We start from the raw sequence: 16,309 nt of genomic DNA on the forward strand, positions 1-16,309 counted from the left end.
AGCTGGCCTGCGCCGGATGCTGGAGCGCCCGGTGCCCAGGCTGTTCACCTTCTTCTCCGTGCTGGGAGAAGAGGAAAAGAGTGCGATGCTCATCAATCTGGCAGCGTCCTTGTCCCAGGCCAAGCACAGTGTGCTGGTGGTCGATGGCGACGTCGCCACGACGGGCTTGCTGACCCGTATCGGCTTGCGTCACGATGTGGCGACCCTGCAGGAAGTGGCGCGCATGGAGCGCCCCATGGTGGAAGCCACGCGGCGCTTGCCGGAAGGCTTTTCGATGGCGCGCATCGCTCGCCGTACGGTGCCCTCGGCCACCGATCCCCACGCGGGCCGTCTGGCCGAGATCTTCGACAGCCTCATCGAGCAGGCCGAGATCACCCTGGTCAATGGCGTGCTGGCGCGCGACCTGTCGCTGCCGGTGCCGACCATGGAAATGGGCGAGATCGTGATCCAGGTGTCGACCACGGCCTCGTCGATCAAATCCGCCTATGTGCTCCTGAAGAGCCTGAGCGACCGGATCGGCCGCCGTCCCTTCAGTCTCATCGTCAACGATGCTACCGAAGCCGAAGCCCGTACCGTCTACGCCAACATGGCCCAGGCGGCCAGCCGTTATCTTGCCGCCCAGTTGAATTTCATCGGGGCCATCCCGGCTGACGATCATATTCGCCGCGCTACCGGGCAGGGCCGGGCGGTGATGGACGTGTTTCCTTTCGCCGGTGCCGCGCTGGCATTCCAGCGCTTGTCCAAGCGCTTCACGGAAGGTCCGGATGCGGCGCGCAGCGCATACGGCATGGCCACCGACGGTGCCAGTCTGGGAGTGTGACGTGCATGTATAACGTCAAGGGAAAGAAGGGCAAGAACGACGTGCTGGAGCAGCATGCGCCGCTGGTCAAGAAACTGGCGCATCAGCTCAAGGCCAAGCTGCCCCCCAGCGTAGAGGTGGACGACCTGATCCAGGCCGGCATGATGGGCCTGCTCGACGCCGTCAACCGCTACGAAGAAACCCATGGCGCGCAGTTCGAGACCTATGCCGTGCAGCGTATCCGGGGCGCCATGCTGGACGAACTGCGCAGCAGCGACTGGCTGCCGCGCAGCATCCGCCAGAATGCCCGCAAGGTGGAAGAGGCCATGCAGAGCCTGCTGCAGCAGCTGGGCCGCCAGCCGCAGGAGGCGGAAGTAGCCCAGCACATGAAGATCAGCCTGACCGAATACCAGGCGTTGCTCGCCGATTGCGGCGGCCACCAGTTGATCTATTACGAGGATTTCCACGACGACGATGGCGGCCATGAGCACTTCCTGGACCGCTACCAGGCTGGCCAGGGCGAGGATGATCCGCTGCAGAGCCTGATCGACGGCGGTTTCCGGGAAGCGGTGGTGGATTCGATCAAGGCTTTGCCCGAGCGCGAGCAGCTGCTCATGGCCCTGTACTACGAGCAGGAAATGAACCTGAAGGAAATCGGTGCCGTCATGGGCGTGTCCGAATCCCGGGTGTGCCAGCTGCACAGCCAGGCGATCTCGCGCATGCGCTCTTATCTGCGCGAACATTCATGGAGCGGGGTGGCCTGACGATGCTTGCGCGCAGGGCGCATTTTCGGACCCAGCAACGACAAAGCCCGGCAACGCCGGGCTTTTTGTTGTTCGGATGCAACTCAGCAGGCGCGCAGGGAAACCTTACACCACGCCCAGACGCCGGCCGGAGGATTTGATGCTGTTCTGGCCATCCGGGCCGTAGAAATTGCCGGTGCCGGTCTTGCCTTGCAGGATGGTCAGGGCACTCTGGTTGATGGAGAGTTTCTTGCCGATCAACAGGCCGTTGACGCGGTTCAGTTCCTTGGCATCCTGCGCCAGCTCGAAGAGGCCGGCCCAGATATCGCGGTCGGCATCGCTGGCGTGTTCATTCATCCACTTTTGCATGCCGGCTTCATCTTCGCTGTAACCCAGCTTGCCCAGCAGCGCGTGGCGGTTGCCGGCCAGGGTAGACATCTCGGCCACGATATTGGCTTTTTCGGAAATGATGTCGGTCAGGCCTTCAGCCGTGGCCTCGGTCAGCAAGGCTTGCTCCTGGTTCAGCTTGTCGACCAGGCGCGAAAGGGCGGCGTGTTCCAGGGAGAGATGGCTGGCCGGATTCATGCGGAAGATCCTCGGTGCAGGCGAACGACGGTCAGGCCGGGCGGGCGCTGATGAGATTCTTGACGGTATCGATCAGGCCATCGGCGATCTTGTCCGGATCGATCTGGAAGGTGCCATTGGCAATGGCAGCCTTGATCTCGGCCACTTTCTTGCTGTTGAAGGCGCTGCTGTCGCCATTGACCTTGGTTTCCAGCGCTTGGTAGGTGCTGGACAAGCGCACGCTGTCGGAAGTGGCAGCCTTGGCAGCCGCACTGTCGCCCGCAGCAGGGCCGGTGGCCGCATTGTTGCGGGTCTGCGTTTGCGTCTGCTCGGTGTTGAGGGCAGCGGATTTGAGGGCGTCGTTAACGTTCACGGCAGTATTCCTTGTAGGGTGGGGGCGCTTCGCACCCGCCTGTCGTATGGATTATCGACCAGTTCTGGGCAAACTTTAACATTCCCGCACTTCAAATGCGCCGATTTCGGGAGATTTCTTCACATTCCCCGCCAGGCGAGCCGCTACGTTCCGCCACCCGTGGGCCTCGTCGGGAAATTGCTTCATATCAATAGTTGAGTCGCGATAGCCGGGGGGGGGGCGCTTCAATAATTGATTTCCAGGATGCCACCCGCCTTGGCGATGCCGCTGACGACCTGGCCGGCCGCCGTCCGGGCCTGGGCCATCTGGCCTTCATTGGCATTGGTCAGGGCGCGCGCCTCGGTGGAAATCTGGAAGCCGGGGCCGATCGACACCACCCGTACGGCCTGGCCTTGCTGCACCACGCGCTGGTTGCGGATGGCGTCCAGGCGCAGCGGCGTGCCGGCGCGCAGGGACATGTTGGCTACGCGCCCGACCACCTGGGATTCCTCGGTGATGACCCCGCTGGGCAGGGCCGACATGTCACCGCGAATACGCGTGATGTCGCTGGCGCTGATGGTTTGCCCCTGGGCCAGCGGGACGGCCGCGACCAGGTAATCCGAGATCACCTGAACGTTGGCGCGCAGATAGATGGTCCAGGGGGAGGGCGCGACGCACTTGATGCCGACCGTGGTGCGGCCGAACAGGCGGCCGCCATTGGGCATGAAGGCTTGCGGTTCCAGGCAGGCGGCCAGGGTCAGGCGCGAATCCGCCGGATCGACGGTGACCGTGACGCTGCCCGGCAGGCCGGAAGTCTGGCCTTTGAGGAATTGCTCCGCCACTTGTTGCAAGGCTGGCAAGTCCTGCTTTTGCGGCGTGTTGGGGTCGTTCTGGGGGAAGGCGGGCGCAACCACGCCCAAGCCCGCTCCCAGCAAGGCGAGGGCGGCGAAGGTGCGGCGCAGGGCGCGGAAAACGTGTTTCATTTTGTGCAACTTGCCCGTGATGGGCATAGGCGAATCTTGGCAGCCATGGTACGTCGCGCGCGCGAGGTCAAAAGCGCAAACAGGGGAGGCTTTTCTCTCTTTATCGCCCCTTAGAGTTAGTGGTGCGAACGTATGATCAAGCCTACGTAATTCCATCATCGGCGCAGTCCGCGAGCGGCCAGGGCAACGGCAGGCGAGAGCGGCGCAGCGACGGTACTTCCGGAGGACCTGATGGTCTCTAAGCTCGACGATTATTTCCGTTTCAACGAGATGGCGCTGAACCTGCGGGCCCAGCGCCAGCAGGTGCTGGCGTCCAACATCGCCAACGCGGACACGCCCAACTACAAGGCGCGTGACGTCAACTTTGCCGATGCGCTCAAGAACGCGCTGGACAACAAATCCAACACCATCCCGCCGCTGCAGCTGGACCGCACGGCTGCCAGCCACGTGGCCGGCACCGCGCCCGAATCGGGGCCGGGCAGCATTGGCGGCACCGCCCTGCAGTACCGCACGCCGGCCCAGGGCAGCGTGGACGGCAATACCGTCGATCTGGATGTGGAACGCAATGAATTCGTCGACAACGGCATCCGTTATGAAGCCGGCGTCACCGCCGTGAACGGCCAGATCAAGGCCATGTTGAACGCCATCCAACCGGGTTGATAAACCATGTCTCTTTCCAACATCTTCAACGTGGCGGGCTCGGCCATGAGCGCGCAGTCCCAGCGCCTCAATGCCACGGCCAGCAACATCGCCAACGCCGACAGCGCGACCAGTCCCAACGGCACGCCCTACCGGGCCAAGCAGGTGGTGTTCGAAGCCATCCCGGTGGGCAGCGTCAAGGATAGCGGTGTGAAGGTGGCGGCCGTGGTCGAGGACCAGGCCCCGCCCAAGCTGGTCTATGACCCCAAGCATCCGATGGCCGACGGCAATGGCTACGTGGCCATGCCTAACGTCAATCCGGTCGAGGAAATGGTCAACATGATCTCGGCCTCGCGCTCTTACCAGACCAACGTGGAAACGATGAACACGGCCAAGGCCATGCTCGTCAAGACCCTTACCATCGGCCAATAAGCGGCCAGTCAACAGGACCTGAACCATGGCAATCGTCTCCAATGACCTGCTCAGTGCAATGAATGGTACGAGCAGCAGCTCGTCCACCAGCAATTCTTCCAGCCTCGACAACAACAGCCCGGACGCGATCCAGAACCGCTTCCTGACCTTGTTGATCGCGCAGATGAAGAACCAGGATCCGAGCAACCCGATGGACAACTCGCAGCTGACCACGCAGATGGCCCAGCTCTCGACCGTCTCGGGCATCTCCCAGCTGAACAATTCCTTGTCCACGCTGATGAGCAACCTCAATTCCTCGCAGGCGCTGTCCACGGCCAACATGATCGGCCACAGTGTACTGGCTCCGGGCAACAGCATCCAGCTTACCAGCGATACGACCAAAGACGCCGACGGCAAGGAAACCACCAGCCAGAAGGCGGTGTTCGGCGTGAACCTGTCCGGAACGGCCTCCTCGGTGGTGGTTACCATCAAGGATTCCACCGGCGCCGTGGTCCACACCACCGACCTGGGTACCCAGGCGGCCGGCGTGGTGCCGGTGATCTGGGATGGCTCCAACGATACCGGCGGCAAGGTGGCCGACGGCAACTACACCTTCACGGTCAGTGCCTCCAACAATGGCACTGCGGTGTCCGCGTCGACCTTGTCGTTCGGTACCGTTTCCAGCGTCTCGACTGCGTCGGACGGCGTCAAGCTCAACGTCACCAATGTCGGCACCATCAAGCCGACCGACGTGGTGCAAATTCTTTAATCGTCATTACCGACAACATTCGGAACAAGGGGATATCTCATGAGTTTTCAGCAAGGTCTGAGCGGACTGAACGGCGCAGCCAAGAGCCTGGACGTCATCGGTAATAACGTGTCCAACGCCAGCACGGTGGGTTTCAAGCAGTCGCAGACGCAGTTTGCCGACATGTATGCCAACTCCATGAACCGCTCCGGCAATTCGCCGGTGGGCATCGGCGTGACCGTGGCCAACGTGGCGCAACAGTTCACCCAGGGCAACATCACTTCTTCGGCCAACCCGCTGGATATCGCCATCAATGGTGACGGTTTCTTCCAGGTGGCTGCTTCGCTGGACAACAAGTCGCCGATGTACGGCCGCAATGGCCAGTTCCAGCTGGACAAGAACGGCTACATCGTCAACCCCAGCATGAACGGTGCCTACCTGATGGGCTGGGCGGCGGGCGCATCGGGTGGTGATCCGACTGCATTGCAGATCGATACCTCGGCCATCCCGGCGACCCCGACCACGACCATCACCACCAAGGTCAACCTGGATTCCCGCGTGACCGCGATTCCTGCGACGACCGTGTTCGACGCCAACGATCCGACCACCTACAACAATTCGACCGGCGTCACCATCTATGACAGCCTGGGCAATCCGTACAGCGTGCAGACTTATTACTCGAAGGCTGCACCGACCGGAACGCCGCCGACGACGACCTGGACCGTCTATGCCAAGGTCGACAGCACCACGCTGACCAGCGGTACGCCTGCAGCTCCCTTGGCCGTGGGCACCATGACCTTCGATGCCACCGGTGCGCTGACCTCGACCACCGGCCTGACGCTGAGCACCGCCACCCTGGGGACGGTGGTCAAGGCCGGCGGCGTGTTCGCCAACCCGATCAACATCTCCTACGCCGGCTCGACCCAAACCGGCTCGGCCTTCGTCAACCTGGCGCAGAGCCAGAACGGCATGCCGCCAGGTACCCTGTCGAGCTTCTCGATCGACAAGGACGGCAGCATCATCGGTTCCTACAGCAACCAGCAGACCAAGAACTTGGGCACCGTGGTGCTGGTGAACTTCGCCAACCCGAATGGCCTGCAGCCGCTGGGCAACAACCTCTACCAGGCCACCGGTGCTGCCGGTAGCCCGCTGGTGGGCAAGCCGACCACGGGTACCTTCGGCACCCTGCAGGCGCGCGCGGTGGAAGACTCCAACGTCGACCTGACTGCCGAGCTGGTCAACATGATCGTGGCCCAGCGTGTCTACCAGGCCAACTCGCAGACCATCAAGGTGCAGGATACCGTGCTGCAGACCCTGGTCAGCCTGCGATAACAAGTTGTATCCGGCGCGCCGTAGGGCGCGCCTGTTCCAAGGTTGCCGGCGTCGCCGGCGGCCGGTTTCAACCGGGGGTGCCAGGGATGGGTGCCGCCACTAAGGGGTGATATGGATCGTCTGGTCTATACAGCGATGTCGGGCGCCAAGCACACGCTTGAGCAACAAGCCAGCGCCAGCAACAACCTGGCCAATGCCACGACCACGGGTTTTCGCGCCCAATTGAATACCTTCCGTTCGGCACCGGTGGTGGGCGAGGGCTTGCCCACGCGCGCCTTCGTGGTGGATTCCACGGCAGGCAGTGATTTCTCGCAGGGTCCGATCCAGGATACCGGCCGCGCGCTGGATGTAGCGGTGCAGGGCCGTGGCTGGATCGCGGTGCAGACCGCCGACGGCGGCGAAGCCTACACCCGCAACGGCAGTTTCAAGATCAACGAGAACGGCATCCTGCAGACCCAGAACGGCCAGTCCGTGCAGGGTGACGGCGGTCCGATCACCATTCCGCCCGATACCACCGTGGCCATCGCGGCCGACGGCACGGTGTCGTCGATCCCGACCAACGGCATTCCCAATGCGGTTAACGTGCTGGGCCGCATCAAGCTGGTCAACCCGGACGAAAAGAACCTCAAACGCGGCGACGACGGCCTGTTCCGCACCATCACCGGTGCCGCCCAGCCCGATGCCAACGTGCGCCTGGCCAGCGGTGCGCTCGAAGGCAGCAATGTGAATGTGGTGGAGGCGATGGTCAACATGATCAACCTGTCGCGCCAGTTCGAAATGAACATGAAAGTGATCCAGACCGCCGAAAGCGATTCGACCAAGGCGACCTCGATCCTCTCGCTGTCTTGATGCTGTCCACGCACCTGACCTCAACGATGCACCTGCAGCGCAAGCGCTGATTACCGGAGAAACAAATGATTCGTTCCCTGTGGATTTCCAAGACCGGCCTGGATGCGCAACAGACGCAACTGGACGTGATCTCCAACAACCTGGCCAACGTCAGCACCAACGGTTTCAAGCGTTCGCGCGCCGTCTTCGAAGACCTGCTGTACCAGACCGTGCGCCAGCCTGGTGCACAGTCCTCGCAGCAGACGCAATTGCCCTCGGGCCTGCAGATCGGTACCGGCGTGCGCCCGGTGGCCACCGAACGCATCTTCACCCAAGGCAACGTCAACCAGACCAACAATGACAAGGACCTGGCGATCCAGGGCAATGGCTTCTTCCAGATCCTGCTGCCGGACGGCACCACCGCCTATACCCGCGACGGTTCCTTCCAGACCGACAGCCAAGGCCAGATGGTGACCTCCAGCGGCTACACCCTGCAGCCGCCGATCACCATTCCGCTCAACACCACCAAGCTCAGCGTGGGCCGTGACGGCACCGTCTCGATCATGCAGGCCGGCTCGACCGCCACCACCCAGATCGGCACCATCCAGGTCGCCACCTTCATCAACCCGGCTGGCCTGGAAAGCCGTGGCGAGAACCTGTACGTGGAAACCGCCGCTTCCGGCACCCCGAACCCGAACACCCCGGGCACCAACGGCGCCGGTGCGCTCTGGCAGGGTTACGTCGAGACCTCCAACGTGAACGTAGTGGAAGAGCTGGTCAACATGATCCAGACCCAGCGCGCCTACGAAATCAACAGCAAGGCCATCACTACGTCCGACCAGATGCTGGCCAAGATTTCGCAGCTGTAATGCAGTCGTGAAGTGGTTTTTGAACAAGGCAGTCGGTAGCAGAAGAAGGACGAGGCAATGATGAAGAGCATGCTGAAATTGGCCACCATCGCGGGCGTGTTGAGCGTCACCGCTTGCACCACCGTGCCGGACAGTATCGTGACCGGGCCCAAGACGGCGCGTCCGCAACCGGCGTCCTATGCGCCCCCGACCTCCGGTGCGATCTTCCAGTCGGCGGTGTACCGCCCCCTGCTGGAGGATCGCCGTGCGCGCCTGGTGGGGGACACCATCACCATCGTCATCAACGAAAAGACCAGTGCCGGCAAGTCCGCCGGCAGCTCGGCCAGCAAGACGGGCGCAGTGGCCTCGCCCGCACCGACCATCTTTGGCACCACCATCAAGGAGTTGTCGGCCACCGGCAGCTCGTCCTCCAAGTTCGAGGACAAGGGCGCCACCAGCTCCAGCAATACCTTCACCGGCACCATCGGTGTCACCGTGGTGGAAGTGCTCCCCAACGGCAACCTGGTGGTCTCGGGTGAAAAGCAGGTGGCGCTGGACAAGGGCGTGGAATATGTCCGCTTCTCCGGCACCGTCAGCCCCGACAACATCCAGACCGGCAACACCGTTTCCTCGACCCTGGTGGCCGATGCCAAGGTCGAATACCGTACCAACACCCGCGTGGACATGGCTGACTTCATGTCTTCGCTGGGCCGATTCTTCTTCAGCGTTTCTCCTTTCTGATGTGGAGTAGTGCAATGACCCGGAAAGGATTTTTCGCCATGGACATGATCAGGATGGGCAGCAAGCTGCTGTCGGCAGCTGCCGTGGCGGCGCTGTGCCTGGCGGCGGCTGCGCCGGCCAACGCCGAGCGCCTCAAGGACCTGGCCAGCATCCAGGGCGTGCGCCAGAACCAGCTGGTCGGCTACGGCCTGGTCGTGGGCCTCGACGGCAGCGGTGACCAGACCACCCAGACTCCCTTTACGGTGCAGAGCGTCATCAGCATGCTGCAGCAGCTGGGCGTGAACGTGCCTACCGGCACCAGCAGCAACATGCAGTTGAAGAACGTGGCCGCCGCGATGGTGACGGCCACCTTGCCGGCCTTCGCGCAGCCGGGCCAGCTGATCGACGTGACCGTTTCTTCCATCGGCAATGCCAAGAGCATCCGTGGCGGTACGCTGCTGATGGCACCCTTGAAAGGTGCTGACGGCCAGATCTACGCCATCGCCCAGGGCAACATCGTGGTCGGCGGTGCGGGCGGTTCGGCAGCAGGCAGCAGCACCGTCATCAACCAGCTGTCGGCCGGCCGCATTTCGGGCGGTGCGACCGTGGAACGGGCCGTGCCCAGCTCGCTCGGCGGCGGCGACATGGTCATGCTGGAACTGAACGACAATGATTTCTCGACCGCCAGCCGGGTGGTCGATGCGCTCAACAAGCGTTTCGGCAATGACACCGCCGTGGCCCAGGATGGTCGCGTCATTCGCGTACGTGCACCGATTTCCAGCGGCGACCGGGTGGCCTTCCTCGGTGCCCTGGAAAACGTCGATGTCACCCCCGGCAAGCTGGCCGCCAAGGTGATCCTGAATGCCCGTACCGGCTCGGTGGTGATGAACCAGAGTGTCATGCTCGATACCTGCGCGGTGTCGCACGGCAACCTGTCGGTGGTGATCCAGGCCGACAATGCGGTCAGCCAGCCCAATGCCCTGGCTGGTGGCCAGACGGCCGGCGTGCAGAATGCCCAGGTGTCGATCAACAAGGAGCCAGGCAAGGTCATGCTGTTGAAGGGCGGGGCCTCGCTGTCCGACGTAGTCAAGGCGCTCAATGCCATCGGCGCCACGCCCCAGGACTTGCTGGCGATCCTGCAGGCCATGAAGGCCGCCGGTTCCCTGCGTGCCGAACTCGAAGTGATCTGACGCTCCGGGCCGATCCAACTTCCAACGCATTCCACCAAGGTCATCCATGCTCAACAAGATCAACCCATCCAATCCGACCGAGAGTCTGGCTGTCGATGCGAATGGGCTGAACGGCCTGCGCGAGGCTGCCAAACAGAACTCGCCGGAGTCCATCAAGGGGGCCGCCAAGCAGTTCGAGGCGTTGTTCCTGAACATGGTGATGAAGAGCATGCGTGATGCCACCCCGCAAAATGGCCCGTTCGACAACGAGCAGACCAAGATGTTTACCTCCATGCTCGACCAGCAGCTCAGCCAGAGCCTGGCCCAGCGCGGAGTGGGCCTGGCCGATGTGCTCACGCGCCAGCTCTCGGCTTCGCTGCCCAAGAAGCTGCCCGATGCGCAGGACCTGGAGGGTAATCCGACGCCGGGCGAAGAAGGTCTGCCGATGGGCATTCCGCTGGTCAAGGACATGAGCGACGCCGACCGTGCCAAGTTCATCCAGAGCTTCGCCAGCCAGCAGGCCGCGGAGGGTACCGACCAGGATGGCCGCAACAAGCAGCGCCGCAACTCCAACAAGCCGGCCCACGTGGAAGCGTTCCAGAATCGCCTGCAGGCCGATGCGGAAATGGCCAGCAAGATCACCGGCATTCCCGCCAAGTTCATGCTGGCCCAGGCCGCGCTGGAAACCGGCTGGGGCAAGAAGGAAATCGTTACCCGTGACGGCCGTTCGGCGCACAACCTGTTCGGTATCAAGGCCACCGGCAACTGGACCGGCAAGGTGGTCGAGGCCACCACCATCGAATACATCAACGGCAAGCCGCAGAAGCGCGTGGAGAAATTCCGCGCCTACGATTCCTATGCCGATGCCTTCAAGGACTACGCCAACTTGCTGCGCAGCAATCCGCGCTACGAGAAGGTGCTGGCCAGCGCCCAGGATGCCCATGGCTTCGCCTACGGGCTGCAGCGTGCCGGCTACGCCACCGATCCGCACTATGCGGAAAAGCTGTCGCGCATCATCCGCCAGTCGCTCTCGGCCTGATCCTGCCTCGCCAAGGGGCGGGAAGGGCTGGCAAGCTCATCGGTTCCGGCCGGAAACAAATTTGGCCCGGATCCTCTAAAGTTTTGGTCAATCCTGCCGTTGACTTGGTTATTCCGCTAAAAGCTTTCAGGGACGACAACCTAGCATGGCAACTAACATCTTCAGTATCGGGCAAAGCGCGTTGCAGGCGGCCATGGCGGCGCAAGCCACCACCAGCCACAACATCTCCAACGCCACCACTCCCGGCTACAACCGCCAGGAAGTCGTGCAAAGCTCGGCCGGCGGCATCAACTACGGCTACGGCTTCGTCGGCCAAGGTGCCCAGGTTACCCAGATCAAGCGCATCTACAACGATTTCCTGACCAAGCAGGCGCTGGCTTCGCAGAGCTCGGCCAGCTCGCTGGATTCGTATTACGCGCAGATCTCGCAGATCAACAACATGGTGGCCGACACCAAGGCGGGCCTGTCGCCGGCCTTGCAGGACTTCTTTGCGGCCATCCAGAACCTGGCCTCCAACCCGAATACCCAGGCCTCGCGCCAGTCGGTGCTGTCGCAGGCCTCGACCCTGGTGGCACGCGTGTCGAGCATCAACGACCAGCTCCAGCAGAGCAGCGCTGCCGTCAACAGCCAGATCACCTCGACCGTCACCAGCATCAACTCCTACGCGCAACAGATCGCCAAGCTGAACCAGGCCATCGTCAGCGCCGTGGGCAGTGGTGGCGGGCAGCAGCCCAATGACTTGCTGGACCAGCGCGACCAGCTGGTGGCCGAACTCAACAAGTACGTCAAGATCACCACCGTGCCCCAGGATTCGGGCGCAGTGAGCGTGTTCATCGGTACCGGCCAGTCGCTGGTGACGGGTGACCAGATCACGCAACTGACCGTGACCAATTCGCCCACCGACGTCTCGCGCCTGCAGGTCGGCCAGGTGCTGCCGGGTGGCGGCACGGCGACCATCCCGGACAGCTTCTTCTATGATGGCGGTAGCCTCGGCGGCTTGCTGAAGTACCGCAGCGAGACCCTGGATCCGACCCAGAATGCCTTGGGCCGCATTGCCATTGCCATGGGCACGGCGTTCAACCAGCAGCAAAAGCTGGGCCTGGACCAGAACGGCAATCCCGGCACCAACATGTTCAACGTCAGTTCGCCCAACCTGATCGGTTTCCCGACCAATACCGGCACGACCAACCTGACTACGACCATCTCCGACCCGTCGGCGCTGACCACCAGCGACTACACGCTGAGCTATGACGGCACCAACTACACCTTCACGCGCCTGTCGGACAACACCAAGACCGTCAAGGTCGCTGGCGATTTTCCGGTCACGCTTGATGGCGTGACCTACTCCGACGGTGGCACCCCGGCTGGCGCGCCGACCATGGCCAGCGGCAACACCTACAAGATCCAGCCGACCGCCAACGGCGCAACGGCCTTCTCGCTGGCACTGAACAACACGCAATTGCTGGCTACGGCGGCACCGATCTCGACCTCCGCCAACGCGACCAACAACGTCAACGCCAGCACGCCGGCCACCAATACCGGCAACGCGATCATTTCCAATACCTCGCTGGATCCGGCCACCTTCAAGCAGGGATCGTCGGTCTCGTTCACGGCATCGCTGAGCGGCGCGCAGGTGCAGCTGACGGCGGCATGGACGGGTGCGGCACCGGCACCGGCGGTGACCTTTACCAATCCGGATGGCACCACCGGTTCGGTCCCGGCAGGCACGGCCTTCAACTACACGCCGGGCATGACCATCAGCAGCGGTGGGGTGACGTATGCCCTGACCGGCACCCCGTCGGTAGGCGACCAGTTCAACTTCGCTCCGGTGGCAGCCAACAAGGGCACGGCGACCATCAACGCCGGTTCGGTGACTGCGCCTTACCTGACCACGACCACGCCGCTGACCAAGCCCACCACGCTGACCTACAACACTGCGGCAGCACCTCCGGCATTCACCATTTCGCCGGCCGTGCCTGCCGGCGGCGGCACCATCACCCACAAGGATGGCACCACCACCGCCATCGCCGGTGGTGCGACCAGCCTGGCCTACACGGCAGGGGACACCTACGAGATCAGCGGCGTGAAGTTCCAGATCTCGGGCCAGCCCTCCAATGGCGACCAGTTCACCATTTCTGCCAATACCAACGCGACCTCGGACAACCGCAACGCGCTGGCCCTGGCCGGCCTGCAGACGGCCAACACCATCAATGGCACCAGCTTCCAGGGTTCCTACTCGCAGCTGGTGGCCACCATCGGCAACAAGACCAACGAGATCAACGTCACCAATACGGCCGAAAAGACCCGGCTGACGGCGATCCAGACCCAGCAGCAGACCGAGTCCGGCGTCAACCAGGACGAGGAACTGGCCAACATGATCCGCAACCAGCAGCAGTACCAGGCGGCGGCCAAGATCATCCAGGCCGCCAGCGACATGATCAATGTCCTGCTCACCCTGGGCGGTTAATCAGTTAAAGGAAGAAGACCATGCGTATCAGCACCCAGATGCTTTATCAGTCGAGCAACAACGACCTGACCAGCATGCAGAGCCAGATCCTGAAGCTCACGCAGCAGGTGACGGCGCAGCAGAAGGTCTTGCTGCCCTCGGATGATCCGGTGGCCGCCGCCCGCGCCCTGGACATGACCCAGACCTCGGCCCTGAACGACCAGTTCAAGACCAATCGCCAGAACGCCAACAGCGCCCTGGCGACCGTGCAGGGTACCCTGGACAGCCTGACCAACATGCTGACCAAGCTGAAGTCCAACGTCATCACGGCCGGCAATGCCTCGTATTCGAATGCCGAGCGCATCAACATGGCTTCCGAGATCAAGGGCAACCTCAACGAAGTGCTGGGCTATGCCAATGCCCAGGACGGGCAGGGCAACTACATCTTCGCCGGTTTCAAGAGCACCACCCAGCCCTTCACCCTGGACGGCACTGGCGGCGTCACCTACAACGGTGACCAGGGCGCCATGACGCTGCAGGTGGACTCGACCCGCCAGATGGATATCAGCGCATCGGGCCAGACGGTGTTCCAGGGCAATGGCCAGGACATCTTCAAGACCATGACCAACATGATCAACATCTTGTCGGTGCCGGTCACGGAAGCTGCCAACAAGGCCGATGACGCCGCGGCCAACGCCTATGTCTATCCGGCCGGCAGCGGCCAGACCCCGATCGCCGCCTACAAGGCCGCCCAGGCCACCCTGGACGCCATGAAGCCGGACGATCCTGCCTACCAGGCGCAATTCACGTCCACGGCAGCATTGAAGCTGCAATCGGATGCGGCCAATGCGGCACGCACCCCGGTGGTGGGCAGCCAGGCAGCACTGGCGCGCAACCTGGCGCAGTTCAACACCCAGATCGATTCGCTGGCCAGCAGCGTCTCCACGGTGAAGGCCTCCATCGGCGCCCGCCAGAACGAACTGGACAACCTGGATGCAGCCGGTGAGGTCAACAAGGAAAACTACACCCAGACCATCAACAACCTGCTGGGCCGCAACCTGTCCGATACCAGCGAGCTGATCAGCGACCTGACCCTCAAGCAGACCTATTTGTCGGCTGCGCAGAAGGTCTTCGTCACTACCAGTGGCCTGACTCTGCTGAACTACCTGAAATAATGAATTTCCTTTCACGGCGACGGCGTTGCAGGCCGATCGCAGTGAAGGAAACGACAAAAAGGCGAACCTCCGGGTTCGCCTTTTTGCTTGGTGCGCTGATGCGGTGCCGTCTTCAGCGAAGCGGCTCGGCCCGGGCGTCGCCACCGAGGGCCTGGTACAGGGTCATCTGGTTCTTGAGCTGGTTCAGCCGCACCTGGGCCAGGGTGTTCTCGGCGCTGCGGCGCTTGTCCTGCTGGTCCAGCCAGGCCTGCAGGGTGGCCGAGCCAGCCCGGTAGCGCAATTCGTAGAGCTGTTCGGCGGCCCGGGCCACCTCGACATTGCGTGCCTGCAGCGCCTGCTGTCGCGCATATTGCTCGCGCGCCGAGAGGGCATTTTCGACATCGCTGAAGGCACTGTAGAGGGTCTGGCGGAACTGGGCCAGGGCGCTGTCATAGTCCGCCTGTGAAACGCCGACCTGCAGCTTCATCTGGGTCTGCTGCAGGAAAGGGAGGCTCAGTTGGGCGGCCAGCGAAGCCACCGGATTCTGGACCAGCCGCAGCAGGGCGTCGCTGCTGGTGCCCAGCGAGCCGGTCAGGCTCAGCTTGGGATAAAAGCTGGTGCGGGTGAGGTCGACATTGGCCAGGGCTTCACGCAGCCGCAATTCGGCTGCTTGCAGGTCCGGACGCCGCGCCAGCAGCTCGGCCGGCAGTCCCGCTTCGAGCGCCGGCAGGGGCTGCTGCGGCAAGGCCGGCGGCAGGCTGCGGCGCTGGCCGGGCGGGCTGTCGAACAGGATGGCCAGGGCGTTGTCATTCTCGACTTGCTGCTGTACCAGCTCGGTATAGCTCGATTGCTGGCTCAGCAGGTTCTGTCGGGCCGTGAGCAGCTCCAGCGAAGAGACGGCACCGGCGCGGTATTGGGTCTGGACCAGGTCCAGCGTCTTCTGCGCGTAGGCGATGCTCTGTTCGGCGCTGCGCAGGCGCTGGTTCAGGTAGGCACCGGTCCAGTAGAGGTTGGCGGTGGTGCCGACCAGGGAGAGGGCGGTCGCCGCCCGGTCTTGCGCGGTCGCCAGGGCTTCCCAGCGCGCCGCATCGTAGTTGGCACCCAGTCGGCCCCAGAGATCGACTTCATAGGACAGGCTCACCGAATTCTGGCTGGCGCGGCTGGTCTGGCGGCTGCCGTCCAGCGCCTTGCTGCCGCTGCTGCCCAGCTGTGCGCCCAGGGCCGGGATGAAGGCATCCTCGGCGATGCCGGCCTGCAACTGGGCACGCCTGACCTTGATGGTGGCCACGGCCAGGTCGTTGTTCTTGCGCAGGGCCTCGTCGATCAGGGCGGAGAGCGTGTCGTCGCCGAAGCCCTGCCACCAGCGGCTGGCATTGACCGTGGCGGCCTGGCCAGCCTGTTGCCAGGCCGCCGGGGTCTGGGTAACGGGTGGCGCGTAGGGAGTACGCACCAGACTGCTGCAGCCGCCCAGCAGGGCCAGTGCCAGCAGCAGTGCCAGGCGCGATGGAAGTGGAGTAGTCAGGTGCTTGGACAT

General features: G+C 63.1%; 17 protein-coding genes. 13 read left to right on the forward strand and 4 right to left on the reverse strand.

Annotated elements, in window-relative coordinates:
* The first annotated feature begins 16 nt into the window (after positions 1 to 16).
* Both CEJ45_RS02940 and CEJ45_RS02945 read left to right on the forward strand, forming a co-directional pair.
* The gene (locus CEJ45_RS02940; protein ID WP_088753737.1) at positions 17 to 820 is read left to right on the forward strand and encodes a MinD/ParA family ATP-binding protein; all 804 of its coding nucleotides are present in this window, start codon (positions 17 to 19) and stop codon (positions 818 to 820) included.
* Positions 821 to 825: 5 nt separating this feature from the next.
* Positions 826 to 1,563: an RNA polymerase sigma factor FliA gene (locus CEJ45_RS02945; protein WP_088753738.1), complete on the forward strand. Its 738-nt coding sequence runs from the start codon at positions 826 to 828 to the stop codon at positions 1,561 to 1,563.
* A gap of 105 nt (positions 1,564 to 1,668) precedes the next feature.
* On the opposite strand, the gene CEJ45_RS02950 is transcribed toward CEJ45_RS02945, so the two are convergent.
* The 3 genes from CEJ45_RS02950 to flgA form a co-directional block, all read right to left on the reverse strand.
* The gene (locus CEJ45_RS02950; RefSeq protein WP_088753739.1) at positions 1,669 to 2,127 is read right to left on the reverse strand and encodes a flagella synthesis protein FlgN; all 459 of its coding nucleotides are present in this window, start codon (positions 2,125 to 2,127) and stop codon (positions 1,669 to 1,671) included.
* 31 nt (positions 2,128 to 2,158) lie between these two features.
* Complete coding sequence (gene flgM, locus CEJ45_RS02955) at positions 2,159 to 2,479, reverse strand: flagellar biosynthesis anti-sigma factor FlgM (RefSeq protein WP_088753740.1); 321 nt, start codon at positions 2,477 to 2,479, stop codon at positions 2,159 to 2,161.
* 224 nt (positions 2,480 to 2,703) lie between these two features.
* Positions 2,704 to 3,441, reverse strand: coding sequence for a flagellar basal body P-ring formation chaperone FlgA (gene flgA / locus CEJ45_RS02960; RefSeq protein ID WP_088754020.1), 738 nt, complete (start codon positions 3,439 to 3,441; stop codon positions 2,704 to 2,706).
* Between the two features lie 231 nt (positions 3,442 to 3,672).
* On the opposite strand from flgA, the gene flgB reads away from it, so the two are divergent.
* From flgB to flgL, 11 genes are all read left to right on the forward strand, one after another.
* Positions 3,673 to 4,101, forward strand: a complete 429-nt coding sequence (flgB, locus tag CEJ45_RS02965) for a flagellar basal body rod protein FlgB (RefSeq protein WP_088753741.1) — start codon at positions 3,673 to 3,675, stop codon at positions 4,099 to 4,101.
* Between the two features lie 6 nt (positions 4,102 to 4,107).
* Entirely contained in the window at positions 4,108 to 4,512 is a 405-nt protein-coding gene (gene flgC, locus CEJ45_RS02970) for a flagellar basal body rod protein FlgC (protein WP_088753742.1), read from the forward strand.
* A 25-nt stretch (positions 4,513 to 4,537) separates the two neighbouring features.
* The gene (locus tag CEJ45_RS02975) at positions 4,538 to 5,260 is read left to right on the forward strand and encodes a flagellar hook assembly protein FlgD (protein ID WP_088753743.1); all 723 of its coding nucleotides are present in this window, start codon (positions 4,538 to 4,540) and stop codon (positions 5,258 to 5,260) included.
* Between the two features lie 39 nt (positions 5,261 to 5,299).
* Positions 5,300 to 6,571, forward strand: coding sequence for a flagellar hook protein FlgE (gene flgE, locus CEJ45_RS02980; protein WP_088753744.1), 1,272 nt, complete (start codon positions 5,300 to 5,302; stop codon positions 6,569 to 6,571).
* Between the two features lie 111 nt (positions 6,572 to 6,682).
* Positions 6,683 to 7,420, forward strand: a complete 738-nt coding sequence (gene flgF / locus CEJ45_RS02985; protein ID WP_088753745.1) for a flagellar basal-body rod protein FlgF — start codon at positions 6,683 to 6,685, stop codon at positions 7,418 to 7,420.
* A gap of 65 nt (positions 7,421 to 7,485) precedes the next feature.
* On the forward strand, positions 7,486 to 8,268 hold the full coding sequence (gene flgG / locus CEJ45_RS02990) for a flagellar basal-body rod protein FlgG (RefSeq protein ID WP_088753746.1): 783 nt from the start codon (positions 7,486 to 7,488) through the stop codon (positions 8,266 to 8,268).
* 60 nt (positions 8,269 to 8,328) lie between these two features.
* Positions 8,329 to 8,988 (forward strand): flagellar basal body L-ring protein FlgH, encoded by a 660-nt coding sequence (locus tag CEJ45_RS02995; RefSeq protein ID WP_088754021.1) that lies wholly within the window; start codon positions 8,329 to 8,331, stop codon positions 8,986 to 8,988.
* Positions 8,989 to 9,026: 38 nt separating this feature from the next.
* Positions 9,027 to 10,157, forward strand: a complete 1,131-nt coding sequence (locus CEJ45_RS03000; protein WP_088753747.1) for a flagellar basal body P-ring protein FlgI — start codon at positions 9,027 to 9,029, stop codon at positions 10,155 to 10,157.
* A gap of 46 nt (positions 10,158 to 10,203) precedes the next feature.
* Positions 10,204 to 11,175 (forward strand): flagellar assembly peptidoglycan hydrolase FlgJ, encoded by a 972-nt coding sequence (gene flgJ / locus CEJ45_RS03005; RefSeq protein WP_088753748.1) that lies wholly within the window; start codon positions 10,204 to 10,206, stop codon positions 11,173 to 11,175.
* A 145-nt stretch (positions 11,176 to 11,320) separates the two neighbouring features.
* Complete coding sequence (flgK, locus tag CEJ45_RS03010) at positions 11,321 to 13,642, forward strand: flagellar hook-associated protein FlgK (protein ID WP_088753749.1); 2,322 nt, start codon at positions 11,321 to 11,323, stop codon at positions 13,640 to 13,642.
* Positions 13,643 to 13,662: 20 nt separating this feature from the next.
* The gene (gene flgL, locus CEJ45_RS03015; RefSeq protein WP_088753750.1) at positions 13,663 to 14,796 is read left to right on the forward strand and encodes a flagellar hook-associated protein FlgL; all 1,134 of its coding nucleotides are present in this window, start codon (positions 13,663 to 13,665) and stop codon (positions 14,794 to 14,796) included.
* A gap of 112 nt (positions 14,797 to 14,908) precedes the next feature.
* Here flgL and CEJ45_RS03020 read toward each other — a convergent pair whose 3' ends face one another.
* Positions 14,909 to 16,309 carry an efflux transporter outer membrane subunit gene (locus tag CEJ45_RS03020; protein ID WP_088753751.1) on the reverse strand — a complete coding sequence of 467 codons (1,401 nt, stop codon included), beginning with the start codon at positions 16,307 to 16,309 and terminating at the stop codon, positions 14,909 to 14,911.

Origin of the sequence: Herbaspirillum aquaticum (genome assembly GCF_002213425.1) — a bacterium.
Classification (GTDB): Bacteria; Pseudomonadota; Gammaproteobacteria; order Burkholderiales; family Burkholderiaceae_D; genus Herbaspirillum; species Herbaspirillum aquaticum.